The organism is Amycolatopsis sp. NPDC045836, from assembly GCF_056431745.1.
This window is the reverse complement of record NZ_JBWKKF010000031.1, coordinates 24,193-38,592: the sequence shown is the minus strand read 5'-3', so window position 1 is coordinate 38,592 and position 14,400 is coordinate 24,193. Positions and strand designations below refer to the sequence as shown.

Below are 14,400 nucleotides of genomic sequence, written 5' to 3'. Positions count from 1 at the left end.
ATGAGTTCGACGGCGTCTTCGATCAGCGTGGGCGGGGCTTCCAACCCGCCTGGAGCGGGCACCAGCACCACGCTGGACCGCTCCGAGCGCGCGAGCCAGCGGCGCTCGGCCAGCCCCGAGCAGATCCGGGATGAGCTCGTCGACGCGGCCGCCGCGCTGGCGCCGGACATCGAGGACCTGATCAGGCTGTACTTCCGGCACACCCCCGCCGAGGAGATCGCCGACGACGCGCCGGCCGACCTGGTCGGGGCGGTGCGCACCCACCTGCAGCTGGCCCGGCACCGGGTACCGGGCCGCCCGGTGGTGCGCCTGCTCAACCCGACCACCGCCGAGGACGGCTGGACCCGCGAAGCGACCGTGGTCCAGCTGGTCACCGACGACATGCCGTACCTGGTCGACTCCGTGGCCGCCGAACTGGCGCGCACCGGGGTCCAGGTGCAGCGCATCGTGCACCCCATCGTGGTGGTCAGCCGGGAGATCACCGGTGAGCTGCGTGAGGTGCACGCCGCCGCGGACGTGGCCCAGCCGCCCGACGGCGCCGCCGCGGAATCGTGGATGTACCTGGAGATCGACTGCATCACCGACCCGCACCGCGCCCGTGAGCTGGACAACCGGCTGACCTCGGTGCTCGGGGATGTGCGTGAGGTCGTCGAGGACGCCGAGAAGATGGCCGAGGCGGCGTTGTCGCTGGCGGCCGGGCTGGAGAACGAGCCGCCGTCGTTGCCGGAAGGCGAGGTGCGCGAGGGTGCGGAGCTGCTGCGCTGGCTGGCCGACGGGCACTTCACCTTCCTCGGCTACCGCCAGTACGAACTGGTCGAAGCGGCCACCGTGGAGGGCGAGGAACCCGCGTTGCGTGCGGTGCTCGCCTCCGGGCTGGGGGTGCTGCGCCAGGACAGCCTCGCCGCCCGCAGCCTGACCGCGGGCCCGGATTCGGCCGCCGCCGCGCTGGAGCCGTCGCTGCTGGTGCTCACCCAGGCCAGCGCGCCCTCGACGGTGCACCGCCCGATCTACCCGTACTACGTCGGCGTCAAGACCTTCGACGACAAGGGCGGCGTCACCGGCGAGCACCGCTTCCTCGGCATGTTCACCACCACCGCGCTGCACGAGAACGTGCTGGACATCCCGGTGGTCGCCGGCCGGGTGCGCGAGGTGATCCACCGGGCGGGCTTCCCGATGGAGTCCTACTCCGGGCAGCGGATGCTGGAGGTGCTGCAGAACTGGCCACGGGCGGACCTGTTCTCCGCCGACGCCGATTCGCTCTACGCCACCGCGACCGGCGCGATCACCCTGGCCGACCGCCGCCGCCTGCGGGTGTTCGTGCGCCGCGACCCCTACGGCCGCTTCTTCTCCTGCCTGGTGTTCCTGCCGCGCGACCGGTACAGCACCAAGTCCAGGATCGCCATGCAGGAGGTGCTGCTCGACGAACTCGAAGGCACGCACCTCGAATTCAGCACGCGCGTCGGGGAAACGCTGCTGGCCCAGGTGCACTTCACCGTGCACACCGAGCCGGGTACCCGCGTCGAGCCGGACACCCTGCGCATCCAGGAGCGGCTCAACGACGCCGTGCGCAGCTGGGACGACCTCATGGTCGAGGCGATCCTGGCCGAGCGCCGCACCCGCGACGGGGACGCCGGCCCGGTCGCCGAGGAGTCGGCGGCCGAGCAGGGCCAGCGCTACGCCTCGGTGTTCCCCGAGGCGTACAAGGAGGACTACTCCGCCGTCGAGGCGCTCGCCGACCTGCACCGGCTGGAGTCGCTGAACAGCCCGGACGACCTGGCCATGTCGTTCTACCTGCCCGCCGACGCCGAGCCCGGGGAGCGCCGGTTCAAGCTGTACCTGCTCGGTGAGGGCGTCACCCTGTCGACCGTGCTGCCGCTGCTGCAGCGCATGGGCGTCGAGGTGGTCGACGAGCGGCCGTACGAGCTGAACCGCGAGGACGGCTCCCGGTCGTGGATCTACGACTTCGGCCTGCGCATGGACCAGCGCGTGCTCGACGAGATCTCCGAGGAACAGGTCGAGGACCTGCGCCTGCGCTTCGAGGACGCCTTCGCCGCCGCCTGGAAGGGCGAGTGCGAGGTCGACGGCTTCAACGCGCTGGTGCTGCGGGCCGGGCTGAGCTGGCGCCAGGCCGCCGTGCTGCGGGCCTACTCGCGCTACCTGCGCCAGGCGGGCAGCCCGTACTCGCAGGAGTACATCGAAAACGCCGTGCTCGCGCACACCGACATCGCGACCGCGCTGGTCAACCTGTTCGAGACCCGTTTCGATCTGGGGATCGACGCCGAGCAGCGGGAGCACGAGGCCGCCGCGAAGGCCGCCGAGATCGCCAACCTGATCGACGACGTGACCAGCCTCGACGAGGACCGGATCCTGCGCCGCCTGATGGCGGTGATCGGGGCGACGCTGCGGACGAACTACCACGTCAAGTCGGCAGACGGGGTGCCGCGGCCGTACCTGGCGCTCAAGCTGGACCCGCAGGGCGTGCCGGATCTGCCCGAACCGCGGCCCAAGTTCGAGGTCTTCGTCTACTCACCGCGGGTCGAGGGCGTGCACCTGCGCTTCGGCTCGGTCGCGCGTGGCGGGCTGCGCTGGTCCGACCGCCGGGAGGACTTCCGCACCGAAATCCTCGGCCTGGTCAAGGCGCAGGCGGTGAAGAACGCGGTGATCGTGCCGGTCGGCGCGAAGGGCGGGTTCGTGGTCAAGCGCCCGCCCGCCCCGACCGGTGACGCGGGCATCGACCGCGACGCCCAGCTCAACGAGGGCATCGCCTGCTACCGCATGTTCATCTCGGGCCTGCTGGACCTGACCGACAACCTCAACGAGGGCCGGACCGTGCCCGCGCCGGACGTGGTGCGCTACGACGGTGACGACAGCTACCTCGTGGTCGCCGCCGACAAGGGCACCGCGAAGTTCTCCGACATCGCCAACGAGGTGGCCATCAGCTACGGCTTCTGGCTCGGTGACGCCTTCGCCTCCGGTGGTTCGGTCGGCTACGACCACAAGGCCATGGGCATCACCGCGAAGGGGGCGTGGGAGAGCGTCAAGCGCCACTTCCGCGAGCTGGGCGTGGACACCCAGAGCGAGGAGTTCACCGTCGTCGGCATCGGCGACATGGCCGGGGACGTGTTCGGCAACGGCATGCTGCTCTCCGAGCACATCCGGCTGGTGGCCGCGTTCAACCACCTGCACATCTTCCTCGACCCGAACCCGGACGCGGCCGCTTCCTTCGCCGAGCGCCGCCGCCTGTTCGAGCTGCCGCGGTCCTCGTGGGAGGACTACGACCGGTCGCTGATCAGCGAGGGCGGCGGCATCTACTCGCGGGCCGCGAAGACCATTCCGATCACCCCGCAGGTGCGGCAGGCGCTCGCGCTGCCGGAGGACGTGCAGAAGCTGGCCCCGGCCGACCTGATGCGGGCCATCCTGCTCGCCCCGGTCGACCTGCTGTGGAACGGCGGCATCGGCACCTACGTCAAGGCGGAGAGCGAGTCGCACGCCGACGCCGGGGACAAGGCCAACGACGCGGTCCGCGTCAACGGCAGCGACCTGCGGGCCAAGGTGGTCGGCGAAGGCGGCAACCTGGGCCTGACCCAGCTCGGCCGCATCGAGTTCGCCAGGGCCGGCGGCAAGATCAACACCGACGCGCTGGACAACTCGGCCGGGGTGGACTGCTCCGACCACGAGGTGAACATCAAGATCCTGCTCGACCAGCTGGTCGCGGCCGGGAAGCTGGAGACCGGCCAGCGCAACGAGCTGCTGCTGGAGATGACCGACGAGGTCGGCGCGCTGGTGCTGGCGGACAACTACCGGCAGAACGCGGTGCTCGGGGTGAGCCGGGCGCACCGGGCGCCGATGGTGTCGGTGCACGCCAGGCTGATCGCCGACCTGGAGGCGGACGGCAAGCTCGACCGCAAGCTGGAGGCGCTGCCCAGCCCGGCCGAGTTCAAGCGGCTGGAGAAGGAGGGCAAGGGCCTCACCTCGCCCGAGCTGGCCACCGTGCTCGCGCACGTCAAGCTCGACCTCAAGGACGAGCTGCTGGCCAGCGAGCTGCCGGACAACGAGGTGTTCGCGCGGCGGCTGCCCGAGTACTTCCCGAAGCCGCTTCGGGAGCGCTTCGGCGACGCCATCGCCGAGCACCCGCTGCACCGCCAGATCATCACCACGCTGCTGGTCAACGAGGTGGTCGACGGGGCGGGCCTGTCGTACGCCTTCCGGCTCGCCGAGGAGATGAACGCGACCGCGACCGACGCCGTGCGGGCGTATGCGGTGGTCACCTCGGTCTACGACCTGCCGTCGCTGTGGCGGGAGATCGACGCGCTCGACAACGTCGTGCCGTCGGAGGTCGCCGACGGGATGATGCTGGAGTCGCGCCGCCTGCTCGACCGGGCCGCGCGCTGGTTCCTGACCAACCGGCCGCAGCCGCTGGCCGTCGGCGCGGAGATCAACCGCTTCGGCGAGACCGTCGCCCAGCTGGCCGGCCGGGTGCCGAGCCTGCTGCGCGGGCGCGAGCTGGAGTCGGTGCGCGAGGACGTCGACCGGCTGACCGCGCACGGTGTGCCGCCGGAGCTGGCCCAGCGGGTGGGCGTGCTGCTGCACACCTACGGCCTGCTGGACGTCACCGAGGTCGCCGAACTGGCCGAGCAGGAGGTCGGCATCGACGTGGAGCGCAGCCCGGCCGAGACCGCCGAGCTGTACTACGCGTTGTCCGAGCACCTCAACGTGGACAAGATGCTGACCTCGATCAGCGCGCTGGAGCGGGGCAACCGCTGGCACGCGCTGGCCCGGCTGGCGCTGCGGGACGACCTGTACGCGTCGCTGCGGGCGATCACCCTGGACGCCCTGCGGCACAGCGATTCCGACGACACCGCCGACCAGAAGATCGAGCAGTGGGAGCAGACCAACGCCTCGCGCCTGGCGCGGGCGCGGGTCTCGCTGGACGAGATCCAGCGCTCCGGCAGGCTCGACCTGGCCACGCTGTCGGTGGCCGCCAGGCAGATGCGGAGCACGGTCCGCTGATGCCACACCACGCACTGGTCCGGCCGCGCTGGTCGGACATGGACGTCTACGGCCACGTCAACCACGCCAACATGGTCACGCTGCTCGAAGAGGCCCGCGTGCCGCTGCTGTTCGGCGAATCCACCAGGGCCGGGCTGACCGAGCTGGCCAAGGGCATCGTGGTGGTGCGGTTGCAGGTGGACTACCGGTCGCCGGTGGTCGTCGGGGACGAGGACATCCTGGTCGAACTGGAGCTGACCGACCTGCGGTACTCCTCGTTCACCATCGGCTACCGGGTGCACGCCGGGCCCGCGGAGGCGGACCGGGTGGCCGTGACCGCCGAGACCAGGCTCGCGCCCTACGATGTGCAGACCGAACGCCCGCGCCGGCTCACCGAGGACGAGCGGGAGTTCCTGCGGCGCGAATTGGGGGAGTCGGATGCCTGAACTGCGGATCGCTGATCCGGCGGACCGCGAAACGCTCGGTGCGTTCGTGGCGCGTGCGGTCCGGCTCGACGGCCAGGTGGCCGTCCGGTTGCGCAACCGCTCGGCCGGGGTGGTCGAAGCGTGGGTGGCCACGCCGTTCGACGTGCTGGCGACCAGGGCGGTGGCCGGGGAGATCAGCCCGGCGGACGTGACCGTGCCCGGGGCCGAACTGCTCGCGGCGCTGACCGTGGCGGGCGGCGAGAAGATGGACCCGGGCCCGTCGCGGGACCTGCTGTGGCACTCCGAGCTGCCCTCGCCGGGCCGGTGGCAGCCGGTGGACGACCTGCCGGTCACCGTGGTCGCCGACCTCGCCGATCGCGGGGTGTCGCTGGCCAGGGAGAACGCCGGGCCGCACGGCAATCCGCCCGCCTCGCTGATGGACCAGGCGGTGCTCACCGTCAGCGGCGGCGACCTGGAGGTCAAGGTCCAGATGCGCTGCCTGTTCGCCCTGTCCGGGATGGGGTTCCTGGACTCGTCGATCAGCGACGACGTGGTGCGGGTGACCGCGACCGACTCGTGGCTGCGGATGGACGCGCGGTACGGCGCGATCGTGCGGCGGCGGCACGCGCTGCTGCCGCTGCTGTTCGGCGTGCGCTGAACTCCTTACGAGGCGATTACCAGGGCCGTTCCGGTGGATCCGGGGCGGCCCCGGTGTCATCGTAGGGGCATGACCGAGCGCGAGAAGCCCGCTGAACCGGATCCCACCAGGGAGTTCCTCGACGGCGTGCGCGCCGAGGAGACCCCGTGGCGGACGGAGCGGCCCGTGGCGGACGAGCGGCCGGAGCCGGCGATCGAGAAGCCGTCGCGGTGGCGCCGCGCCGCGCCGTACCTGCAGGCGGGGGCGGTGGCGGGCTGGATCGCCGGTGCGGCCTTGTCGGACGGCGACCAGGCCGACTACGAGGACGGCTACGAAGCCGGGTTCGACGCGGGCTCCGGCGGCGAAAGCTACGGCAGCTGAATCGCGCGCATCCGCTCGATCTCCGCGGACTGCCCGGTGACCACCTCCTGCGCCATCTCCTGCGCGCGGACGTTGACCCCGGCGCCGAGCTGCTGCTCGGCCATGGTCAGCGCGCCCTCGTGGTGGCGGATCATCAGCTCCAGGAACAGCCGGTCGAACTCGGTGCCCTTGGCCGCGCGCAGCGCGTCGAGCTGCTCGGGGGTGGCCATGCCGGGCATCGTGGCGTGGTCGTGCCCGCCGTGTGAGCCGTGGGCGCCGTGCCCGGTGTCCTCCGGCGGCACCGGTTTGCCCTGGGCGGTCAGCCACGAGGACATCTGGTCGATCTCGGCGCCCTGGGCCACGTCGATCCGGGCGGCCACCGCGCGGACCTGCTCGTTGGCCGCCCGGTCGGCGACCAGCGCGGTCATCACCAGCGCCTGCCGGTGGTGCGGGATCATGTTGGTGATGTAGGCCACATCGGCTTCGCTGGTGGTGACGGTCTGCTGATGTTGCGCGGCTTCACCGGGCGGGACCACGGTGGCGCTCTCGCCCGGTTTGCCGGGGATCAGCACGCCCACCGAGGGCTGAGGAGCGGGGACCGGCTCGTCCGAGCACCCGGCCAGCAGCGTGCAGGCGAGTCCCGCGAAAACCGCGGCGGTCACTGTTCGTGTCATGGCGCCAGCGAACCCCGTCGCCCGCCCGTCCGTCAACGTCCCGCGGAGCGGACCCCTACTTGAGTAGCTATCGACCCGGTGCGCGAGAGGTAATAATCTCCGTCCACAAGCTACAGTTGGGAGCCCGTATGGACAGCGTTCACCGGACCCGGCGGTTTTCCAGGGTGTTCGTCGCGCTGGCCGGCGCGACCGGGCTCGTCCTCTCCGGACTGACCGGGGTGCCCGGCGCGGTGGCGCAGAACACCATTCCGCCGGTGGACCAGATCGTGCACAGCCCGAACATCCGACAGATCGCCAACATCCCGAAGCAGGCGCCGTTCGACAACACGAACTCGCTGAACACCGACATCGCCTTCACCGGGGACCACGCGATCGTCGGCAACTACGACGGTTTTGTCATCTACGACGTCAAGCAGCCGTCGAAGCCGCGGATCGTCAGCCAGGTGCTCTGCCCCGGCTCGCAGAACGACGTGTCCGTGGTCGGCGACCTGCTGTTCCTGTCCACCGACGCCTCGCGCAGCGACGATTCGTGCTCCAGCACCTCGCTGCCCGCCTCGAACCCGGCGGCGTGGGAGGGCATCAAGGTCTTCGACATCTCGGACCTGGAGCACCCGCGCTACGTCTCCGCGGTGGAGACCGACTGCGGTTCGCACACCCACACGCTGGTGCCGGACGAGGCGTCCGACTCCACCCTGCTCTACATCTCCTCCTACGCCCCGGCGGCGAACCTGCCGGACTGCCAGCCCCCGCACGACAAGGTCTCCATCGTGCAGGTGCCGAACAAGGCCCCGCAGGACGCCAAGCTGATCGCCGAGCCGGTGCTCTTCCCGGACGGCGGCAACGCCGGTGGCACCAACCCGGACGGCACGCGCCGCTCGGCCACCACCGGCTGCCACGACCTCACCGCGTACCCGGAGAAGGACCTGATGGCCGGGGCCTGCATGGGTGACGGCGTGCTGATCGACATCGCCGACCGGCTGCACCCCCGGGTGATCGAGCGGGTCCAGGACAACGTGAACTTCGCGTTCTGGCACTCGGCGACGTTCAACAACGAGGGCACCAAGGTCATCTTCACCGACGAACTCGGCGGCGGTGGCCAGGCCATCTGCAACGCCAAGTTCGGGCCGACCCGCGGTGCCGACGGCATCTACGACATCACCGGGGCCGGTGACGACCGCGAGCTCGAGTTCCGCAGCTACTACAAGCTGCCGCGCTACCAGGCGGACACCGAGAACTGCGTGGCGCACAACGGTTCGCTGATCCCGGTCAAGGGCCGCGACATCATGGTGCAGGCCTGGTACCAGGGCGGCATCTCGGTCTGGGACTTCACCGACTCGGCGAACCCCAAGGAGATCGCCTGGTGGGACCGGGGCCCGTTGTCGGCCACGGAGAACATCACCGGCGGTTCCTGGTCGGCGTACTACTACAACGGCTACATCTACTCGTCGGACATCCAGAAGGGCCTCGACGTGCTCGATGTGCGTGACCGCGCCACCGCGCCGGCGAAGTCGGTGAAGTACGACGTGTTCAACGCCCAGACGCAGCCGCACTACGGCCGCTGACGGAACACCGCTGCCGGGGCCTTCCTCGCGATCAACGCGGGGGAGGCCCCGATCGCTGTTCAGACCAGCCAGGCGGCGGCGTCCGGCGGGAGCTTGCCGTCGACGAGGGGAGCGCTGGTCAGCAGCACCTCACCGGGCGGCAGGTCCACCGGGGCGGCCGAGGTGTTCAGCGCGCACACCAGGCCGCCCGGCTTGCGCCGCAGGGCGAAGCAGCCCGCCGGGGCGCCGTACCACTCGACCTGGTCGCCGTCGAAGGCCGGGTGCTGGTGCCGCAGCTCCAGGGCGTGCCGGTAGAGCGACAGCGTCGAATCGGTGTTCTCCAGCTGGGCCTCGACGGTGAGCTCGGCCCAGTCCGCCGGGATCGGCAGCCACGCGCGGTCCGCGGTGGAGAAGCCGAACGGCGGTTCGGTGCCCTCCCACGGGATCGGCACGCGGCAGCCGTCGCGGCCCTTGTCCGGGCCCGCCGTGCGGGCCCGCGGGTCGACCAGCGCCTCCACCGGCAGGTCCACATTGGCCAGGCCCAGTTCTTCGCCGTTGTAGAGGTAGATCGCACCGGGCAGGGCCAGTTCCACCAGCGCCATCGCCCGCGCCCGCCGCACCCCCCGCGCACCACCGCCGTAGCGGCTCACCTGCCGCCAGACGTCGTGGTTGGACAGCGTCCAGGTGGCCGCCACCCCGGCGCTGGTGGCGATCGCCAGCGACCGCTCGATCGACGCCCGCAGCGCGTCGGCGTCGAAGTGGGTGAGCACCAGGCGGAAGTTGAAGCCGAGGTGCAGTTCGTCCGGGCGCAGGTAGCGGGCGAACCGCTCCTCGTCGGACACCCAGATCTCCCCGACCGCCATCGTGCCGGGGTACTCGTCGAGCACCTTGCGGATCATCTGGTGGATCTCGTGCACGCCGTCGTTGTCGAAGCGGCGGTCGGGGATGTCGCGGTAGTCACCGCTGATCAGCGCGTCGGCGGCGGCCGCCCGCAGGTCCATGTCCGGCAGGCCGGGTGGCTTCGCCATGCCGTGGGCCACGTCGATGCGGAAGCCGTCCACCCCGCGGTCCAGCCAGAAGCGCAGCGTGCGCTCGAGGTCGGCGGCGACCTCCGGGTTGTTCCAGTTCAGGTCGGGCTGTTCCGGGGCGAACAGGTGCAGGTACCACTGCCCGTCCGGCACGCGGGTCCAGGCGGGCCCGCCGAACGCGCTGACCCAGTTGTTCGGCGGGTGCTCACCGGTGATGCCGAGGCCCTCGCGGAAGATGTAGCGGTCGCGCTCGGGGCTGCCCGGCAGCGAGGCGAGCGCCGCGGTGAACCATTCGTGCTGGTCGCTGGTGTGGTTGGGCACCAGGTCGATGGTCACCTTCATGCCCCGCCCGTGCGCGTCGGCGACGAGCCGGTCGAAGGTGGCCAGGTCGCCGAACAACGGGTCGACGTCACGCGGGTCGGCGATGTCGTACCCGTTGTCGGCCATCGGCGAGCGGTAGAACGGGGTCAGCCACAGCGCGTCGACGCCCAGCAGCTCCAGGTAGCCGAGTCTGCTGCGGAGTCCTTCGAGGTCGCCGATCCCATCGCCGTCGGAGTCCGCGAACGAGCGGACGTAGACCTGGTAGAAAACGCTGTCGCGCCACCACTGGGTCACGCCCCCGTCGGTCGCCTTGCTGTCGGCAGCTCTGCGCACAAGGCGCAATCCTTCCATCCGCACCGCCCGCCCCGACCGGCAGCGTCCGTTTTTCCGTTGTGCCGCCTCAGATCCAGCTGTTCACCATGCTCTGTGCGGCCATTTCGAGGTACGCCCAGAGCTGATCGGCGTAGGGCTGCGGCAGCTTCGCCTCGTCCACCGCCACCCGCATCGCGCGCAGCCAGGCGTCGCGCTCGATCGGGCCGATCTTGAACGGGGCGTGCCGCATCCGCAGCCGGGGGTGCCCGCGCTGGTCGGAGTAGGTGTGCGGGCCGCCCCAGTACTGCATCAGGAACAGCCGGAAGCGCTCCTCGGCCGGGCCGAGGTCCTCCTCCGGGTAGAGCGGCCGGAGGATCTCGTCCTCGGCCACCTGCTGGTAGAACCGCGCGACGATGAAGCGGAACGTCGGCTCACCGCCGACGGCCTCGAAGAACGTCCTGGGGTCCTGCGTCTCGGGCGTCACGTTCACCTCTCCATCATGCCTGTCCGCCGTTGGCGGGCGCGGTGCCGAAGAACCGGCCGAGCGGCGGCTCGAACCCGGCGTCCTCCAGCGCGCTCATGATCCGGGCCCGCAGCGCGCGCTGGGCGGCCCACTGCCTGCCGGGCCGGACCTTCACCGTCATCCGCAGCTGCATGCCCTCGGGGGTGACCGCTTCCACCCCGAGCACCTCCGGCGAATCCAGCACGTCGGAGGCCAGCGGCTCGACCTTGACCGCGTCTTCGGCGACCTCGGCGAGCAGCGCGGTGGCCCGGCTCACGTCGGCGTTGTAGTTCAGCGGCACGTCGACCACGGCCACCGCGTAACCCTGGCTGGAGTTGCCCACCCGGAGCACCTCGCCGTTGCGGACGTACCAGACGGTGCCGTTGAGGTCACGCAATGTGGTGATCCGCAGGCCGACCGCTTCGACGGTGCCGCCCGCCTCACCGAGGTCGACCACGTCGCCGACGCCGTACTGGTCCTCGAGCATCATGAACATGCCGGACAGGAAGTCCTTGACCAGGTTCTGCGCGCCGAACCCGAGCGCGACGCCGACGATGCCCGCCGACGCGATGATCGGGCCGAGGTTGATGCCCAGCTCGCCGAGCACCAGGATGGCCGCCAGCCCGTAGACCAGGAACGTGGTCAGCGACTTGAGCACCGAGCCGATGGTCTTGGCGCGCTGGCGGCGGCGTTCGGCGACGAGCGGGCCGAGGATCTCCGGCGCGCGCTCGCGCAGCGGCCGCAGGATGGCGGGCAGCTTGCCGCTGCTGCCGTTGTTCTCCGGCAGCGTGGTGACCTTGTCGATCAGCCGGCGCGCGAGGAACCGGACGAAGAACGCGATGACGAGGATCATCAGGATGCGCACCGGCTTCTCGAGCAGCCAGTCGGCGGATCCGGCCAGCCACGCGTTGCCGGTGACGTCGTAGACCCAGCGGCACCAGCTACCCGCCTCCTGGGTGCAGAGCGGCAGGGCGTCCGGCGGACTCGGGGTCTGCTGGCTGAGCAGGGCGTTCACGGCTGAGAGGTACTCCTTTTCCGTGGGTTTCGCTCGTGGTCACGTGGATTTCACGTCCTCCGGCGACCGTTCCGGGGAGCGGGCGATGCGCGCTCGGGGTCGCCGGAACCGGCCACCACGGTACCGGTGGATGACACGTCGGATAACACACGTGCGTTCCGGGTGTGATCTGTGGTCGACTATGGCTGAACCGGTGGAGGTGGTCGAGTGCCAGACCGACAACCGATCCCCTTCGGCGCGCCGGCCCGCGAAACGGCCGTGCAAGCGCCGGAGGTTGTGTCCTGTGCGCACTCGGGCGGGGCGAAAGGCCCCCTGCCCAGTGGGCCGCCGAGCCGTGGCGGGCGTGTGACCCGCGTACACGGCCAGCGCAAGGGACGCGATCCGGGGGGTTCGGGGCCGGCCGCACCGCTGGGCGGACGGCGTCGGGTGCTGCTGCTCAACGCCACCTTCGAACCGCTGACCGCGCTGCCGCTGCGGCGCGCGGTGGTGCTGCTGCTGTGCGGCAAGGCGGAGGTGGTGCACGGCGACCCGGCCGGGCTGATCCTGCACGCGGCGACCATGACGGTACCGGTGCCCTCGGTGATCCGGCTGAGCACCTACGTGCGGGTGCCCTACCGCGCCCAGGTGCCGCTGACCAGGGCCGGGCTGATGCACCGCGACCGCTACCGCTGCGTGTACTGCGGTGGCCGGGCGGAGACCATCGACCACGTGGTGCCGCGCAGCAAGGGCGGGGAGCACAGCTGGCAGAACTGCGTGGCGTGCTGCACGAAGTGCAACCACCGGAAGGCGGACTCCCTGCTCAGCGAGATCGGCTGGCGGCTGCCGGTGATCCCGCGGGCCCCGCACGGCCCGCACTGGCGGCTGCTCGCGCACACCACGGACGCGGATCCGCTCTGGCGCCAGTACCTCGGCGCCCCGGCGGCCTGAGGGCAGCCGGGGCGTCCGTGTCGCTGCTTCAGGCGGTGACGCGGGTGCCCTGCCGGGTGACCCGCGTGCCTCGGGTCACCCGGGTGCCCGCGGTGAGCGGGATGCCAGTGGTGACCTGGATGCCGGTGGTGACCGGGGTGCCCGCTGTCGTGACCCGGGTGCCCGCGGTGACCCGGGTGCCTGCCGTGACGCGGGTGCCGGGCTGTTCGCGGGTGACCCGTGTGCCCCTCGTCACGCGGGTGCCCGCGGTGACCCCGGTGCCCGCCGTGAACTGGGTGCTTGCCGTGACTCGGGTGCCTCGCTGTGCCGTGACTCGGGTGCCTCGCTGTGCCGTGACCCGGGTGCCGCAGGTGACTCGGGTGCCTCGCTGCGCGGTGACCCGCGTGCCCCCCGTGGCCAGCGTGCCCGCCGTGGTCTGCGTGCCCGCCGTGACTCGCGTGCCCCGCGTGACCCGGGTGCCTCTGGTGGCTCGCGTGCCCCGGGTGACCCGCGTTCCGGCCGTCACGCGCGTACCGGCAGTGACCCGTGTGCCGCGTGTCACCCTGGTGCCACGCCCGTCCGAGTCGAGAACCGCCTCGGTTGTTTCGTAGAGTGAGGAAAACTGGCCGTATGTCGCCTGGGCGGGGGTGGGGGCACTGGGCATGACCTGTCCTCCTGGGACCGTTCCGTGACATTCGAGGCTGGCGAGCAAGGCGGCAAGGCCCGTACAGGTGAAAAAAGTACGAGCATTTCAGGGCTGGAACAAGACAACAGCGCTGAGTACGGCCGCCCGTACGTTCAGTTGCAACCTTTCGGCTACCCCGCTTCGCCCTGTTGGGGGGTTGCCGGGCGGACAAGCGGCGCAGGGCCGGTGAAGGATTGGCGAATCACGGCGTCCCGGGACGCTCCACCGGGCGATCGGTTACGCTTCGCGCGTGAACTTGGTCGAGACGCTACTGGTCTTCGCGGCGGCGCCGCTGGCCATCTACCTGCTGGTCACCCTGGTGACGCTGCGGTCGAAATTCGCCGGTGCGCCCCGCTACCGCCCCGGGCAGCCCTGGGAGCACGCGCCGATCTGGTGGAGCGCGAACCCCGAGGGCACCGGGCGCCGGGCGCACGCCGGGGCCGACGAAGCCGACGCGGCCGGCGCCGCCGGCACGGCACGAGGAGGGGCCCGTGGGAGCTGGTGAACTGACGCACGGCGGCGCGAGCGCCGTCGACGAGATCGACGAGCGCGACCTGCCGACCGGCACCGTGGTGCTGCCGACCGGCCGCCTCTCGGTCGCCAAGATGTACGAGCCCGCCGCTCCGCGCGGGCCGTTCACCGCGGTGCAGCTGGCCCGCCTCGACGAGGCGCTGACCCTGGCCAGCCGCGAGACCGGCCTGGACTTCAGCGTCTACCTGGGTGAGCTGGGTTCGGACAGCCGGGCGGCGGCCGAGCGGCTGCACGCCACCATCGGCGAAGGCGCCTCCCAAGCGGTGCTGGTCGCCGTTTCCCCCGGTGAGCGCGTGGTCGAGGTGGTCACCGGCGAGCACGCCTTCCAGCGGCTGCCCGACCGCGGCGCCAAGCTCGCGGTGATGAGCATGGTCGCCTCGTTCAAGGAGGGCGACCTGGTCGGCGGGCTGGTCAGCGGCCTGCGCATGATGACCGACCAGGCGGGCCCGGCGCCCAAGCACTGACTCGAGCAGC

Annotated in this window: 13 protein-coding genes; 8 read left to right on the top strand and 5 right to left on the bottom strand. The window is 71.1% G+C overall.

The features are described from left to right. The 4 genes from AC07EG_RS36655 (at nt 1) to AC07EG_RS36640 (ending at nt 6,432) form a co-directional block, all read left to right on the top strand. Nucleotides 1-5,010, top strand: coding sequence for an NAD-glutamate dehydrogenase (locus AC07EG_RS36655; RefSeq protein WP_478257859.1), 5,010 nt, complete (start codon nt 1-3; stop codon nt 5,008-5,010). Beyond that, nucleotides 5,010-5,435 carry an acyl-CoA thioesterase gene (locus tag AC07EG_RS36650; protein ID WP_478257858.1) on the top strand — a complete coding sequence of 142 codons (426 nt, stop codon included), beginning with the start codon at nt 5,010-5,012 and terminating at the stop codon, nt 5,433-5,435. Before AC07EG_RS36655 ends, AC07EG_RS36650 begins: the two co-directional genes overlap by 1 nt. Beyond that, nucleotides 5,428-6,072 (top strand): DUF8010 domain-containing protein, encoded by a 645-nt coding sequence (locus AC07EG_RS36645; protein ID WP_478257857.1) that lies wholly within the window; start codon nt 5,428-5,430, stop codon nt 6,070-6,072. Before AC07EG_RS36650 ends, AC07EG_RS36645 begins: the two co-directional genes overlap by 8 nt. A 69-nt stretch (nt 6,073-6,141) precedes the next feature. Next, entirely contained in the window at nt 6,142-6,432 is a 291-nt protein-coding gene (locus AC07EG_RS36640) for a hypothetical protein (RefSeq protein ID WP_478257856.1), read from the top strand. Here the strand turns inward: AC07EG_RS36640 and AC07EG_RS36635 are convergent. Beyond that, entirely contained in the window at nt 6,420-7,085 is a 666-nt protein-coding gene (locus AC07EG_RS36635) for a DUF305 domain-containing protein (protein WP_478257855.1), read from the bottom strand. The genes AC07EG_RS36640 and AC07EG_RS36635 overlap by 13 nt on opposite strands. Nucleotides 7,086-7,213: 128 nt before the next feature. Here AC07EG_RS36635 and AC07EG_RS36630 point away from each other — a divergent pair, with 128 nt between their 5' ends. After that, the gene (locus tag AC07EG_RS36630) at nt 7,214-8,647 is read left to right on the top strand and encodes an LVIVD repeat-containing protein (RefSeq protein ID WP_478257854.1); all 1,434 of its coding nucleotides are present in this window, start codon (nt 7,214-7,216) and stop codon (nt 8,645-8,647) included. Between the two features lie 59 nt (nt 8,648-8,706). Here the strand turns inward: AC07EG_RS36630 and AC07EG_RS36625 are convergent, their stop codons facing one another. The 3 genes from AC07EG_RS36625 to AC07EG_RS36615 all read right to left on the bottom strand — a co-directional run bounded on the left by AC07EG_RS36625 (nt 8,707) and on the right by AC07EG_RS36615 (nt 11,804). Further along, nucleotides 8,707-10,308 (bottom strand): glycoside hydrolase family 13 protein, encoded by a 1,602-nt coding sequence (locus AC07EG_RS36625; RefSeq protein ID WP_478257853.1) that lies wholly within the window; start codon nt 10,306-10,308, stop codon nt 8,707-8,709. Nucleotides 10,309-10,375: 67 nt separating this feature from the next. Next, a complete protein-coding gene (locus AC07EG_RS36620; protein WP_478257892.1) occupies nt 10,376-10,771 on the bottom strand; it encodes a globin in 396 nt (131 codons plus the stop codon). 13 nt (nt 10,772-10,784) lie between these two features. After that, nucleotides 10,785-11,804 (bottom strand): mechanosensitive ion channel family protein, encoded by a 1,020-nt coding sequence (locus AC07EG_RS36615; protein ID WP_478257852.1) that lies wholly within the window; start codon nt 11,802-11,804, stop codon nt 10,785-10,787. A gap of 207 nt (nt 11,805-12,011) precedes the next feature. On the opposite strand from AC07EG_RS36615, the gene AC07EG_RS36610 reads away from it, so the two are divergent. Continuing rightward, nucleotides 12,012-12,731 carry an HNH endonuclease gene (locus AC07EG_RS36610; protein ID WP_478257851.1) on the top strand — a complete coding sequence of 240 codons (720 nt, stop codon included), beginning with the start codon at nt 12,012-12,014 and terminating at the stop codon, nt 12,729-12,731. Between the two features lie 28 nt (nt 12,732-12,759). Here AC07EG_RS36610 and AC07EG_RS36605 read toward each other — a convergent pair whose 3' ends face one another. Continuing rightward, nucleotides 12,760-12,966 carry a hypothetical protein gene (locus AC07EG_RS36605; RefSeq protein ID WP_478257850.1) on the bottom strand — a complete coding sequence of 69 codons (207 nt, stop codon included), beginning with the start codon at nt 12,964-12,966 and terminating at the stop codon, nt 12,760-12,762. A gap of 679 nt (nt 12,967-13,645) precedes the next feature. Between AC07EG_RS36605 and ctaJ the strand changes: the two genes are divergently transcribed. Beyond that, nucleotides 13,646-13,900 (top strand): aa3-type cytochrome oxidase subunit CtaJ, encoded by a 255-nt coding sequence (gene ctaJ, locus AC07EG_RS36600; RefSeq protein ID WP_478257849.1) that lies wholly within the window; start codon nt 13,646-13,648, stop codon nt 13,898-13,900. Then, on the top strand, nt 13,887-14,390 hold the full coding sequence (locus AC07EG_RS36595) for a DUF5130 family protein (RefSeq protein ID WP_478257848.1): 504 nt from the start codon (nt 13,887-13,889) through the stop codon (nt 14,388-14,390). Before ctaJ ends, AC07EG_RS36595 begins: the two co-directional genes overlap by 14 nt. Nucleotides 14,391-14,400 lie beyond the last annotated feature (10 nt).